The sequence below is a fragment of the Citrobacter sp. S46_ASV_140 genome (assembly GCF_018919545.1).
GTDB lineage: Bacteria > Pseudomonadota > Gammaproteobacteria > Enterobacterales > Enterobacteriaceae > Citrobacter > Citrobacter braakii.
In genome coordinates, this window is the sequence record NZ_JAHLRC010000241.1 from 1 (window position 1) to 2,077 (window position 2,077).

The window sequence follows — 2,077 nt, forward strand, 5'->3', positions numbered from 1 at the left end:
TCCTTATAGCAGGGAAAAGCAATTCTCTTGGAATATCCGATCAATCTTTCATGTTTTGATGGTTCTGGGAGGACTAAACGGATACAGTTTTGTTTTCTATTACTCCATCTTTCTAATCTTTCCCATAAATTGGGTAGTTCTCTGAAATCAAATTTTTTATTTTTATCAAAACCGAGCAGTACAGAAAATCGAACCCGGAAATCCCCTTCGTCATGCGTTTCATTATCAGCACTGGCAGCAAGTAATGTTAAATATAAAATAGCAAAATAAGTAGGGTACTCTTGCGATTCATCCCTGAGAGCAGCCTGGATTTCAGACGTTTTTTTTCCAAATGAAGCCAGAAAACTTCGCTTAGCATCCTCTTTACTACGTGAACCTGCAAGTTGCTCAAAAATGCGCCCCGTGGCATCGATTCGACTTAAAGTCGACCTCGTATGCGAAGACTCAAAAAAGACGATCTTTACTAGTTCAGCATTCCATTGTTCTAAAGTAACCGGGAAAGAATCATCCATACTCACCGCCTAATTACCGCTCGCTGTCATCTTGTTCAAACCGGCACCAGAAAACAAATGCCGAAAAAGTACCTCAGCCAATAGAGGAGGAACAGCATTACCAATTTGGGTAAATTTTGACTCGACGTCGCCTACAGGTTCAAAACCCTGTGGAAAAGTTTGTATTCGTGCACATTCCCGCCATGATAACCGCCTTGCCTGTTCCAGTTTGGGACGAGAAGTATCAACAATTAGATGCTCATATTCATCAGAAAAGTCCCACCGCTGCTTCCAGCCATCCTCCAGGTTTGACCATGTTAACTTCATCACCGGGCTGGCAGGATGTAATGTCACATGACGCCAGTTAGCTACGACGGTGTAAGCAGGGCTATCCCATTGAGCTTTACGGTTCCGGGACATGAAATACCATGAGAAATGCCCTTCAGGATCATGTGGTCGTTCGTAAAACTCACCTTCAGGCCATAGTGGTAAATCCCTGATAGCCTCACCATGTGAAACATAGGGTTTTAAATGAGGATTCTTTTTTGTCGCTTTGCCATGTGTTTCAGCGGGAAATTCAAAGTATTGCCCCAGATCGTTTCTGACGCCAATGATAAACAAACGCTTACGTGACTGAGGCACGCCGTAAGCCCTTGCGTTTACCATATGATATCTGACCTGGTACCCGGCAGCTTTATATGCCGCGAGTTGTTGTTCCAGAAAACTACCTGCCCCTAAATGTTTTAAACCCGAAACATTTTCAGCAACAAAATACTTAGGCCGAACAGTCTCTAATACCCGTAGAAAGTGTTTATAAAGGTTTGTTCTGTCGTCATTGTTTGGTTTTCTGTTACCTGCCATTGAAAATGACTGGCAGGGATAGCCACCAACAACAATATCAACATCTGGAAAAGACTGAATTTGAGAGATATCGCCATGCCTGATATCGGTATCGGGGAAATAGTTCCCTAATGTTTTGCAGGCATTCTCTATAACATCGTTGGCAAAGACGATGTCTCCACCGGCTGAGGTAATCCCAAAATCCATACCACCACAACCGGAGAATAGTGAAAGTACCCGAATATTATCGTTCTCTCTCTCGAAAACACTGTTCATATACCCATACCAAGTATCTTCTTATAACAAACCGCACCTGGTTGTTAATTCCCCATAAAATCATAGAGAAAGATTATACCCCTGTGTAAGGGATCTTACATCAAGATGCTTAGCTTTTGAGGGTTAAGTGGTGCTTTTGTTGTTATAGTATTACCAAACAACCGTTTTTCAGATAGCACTCCCCACCAAATCCCCCAGCGTCACCATCAGCAGCATCGGATCCATCGGCGACGGCTCAAACCCCACTCGCAGGTAAAACTCCCGAGCTTCGTCAGATAATGCATGAACCAGCATTCCACGAATGCCGATGGTTTCCGCCACCTGAATTACCCGCAGCCCCGCATCGCGAACCAGCGCCCGCCCAACTCCCTGACCGTGCAGCGTTGTGTCCACCGCCAGACGGCCCAGCACCACAACCGGGATCGGGTCGGGCATATTACGACGAAAGCGACCGGGGGCGGTGTTTGTCG

Annotated in this window: 2 protein-coding genes and 1 pseudogene; all 3 read right to left on the minus strand. The window is 45.2% G+C overall.

What is annotated here, in order from left to right; translation table 11 throughout:
* Positions 1–512, minus strand: a pseudogene (locus KQJ19_RS23345) (hypothetical protein); the annotation flags it as partial.
* Between the two features lie 9 nt (positions 513–521).
* Positions 522–1,607, minus strand: coding sequence for a DNA cytosine methyltransferase (locus KQJ19_RS23350; RefSeq protein ID WP_216404258.1), 1,086 nt, complete (start codon positions 1,605–1,607; stop codon positions 522–524).
* Positions 1,608–1,775: 168 nt separating this feature from the next.
* The coding region (locus tag KQJ19_RS23355; protein ID WP_216404259.1) for a GNAT family N-acetyltransferase at positions 1,776–2,077 on the minus strand (302 nt) is incomplete at its 5' end.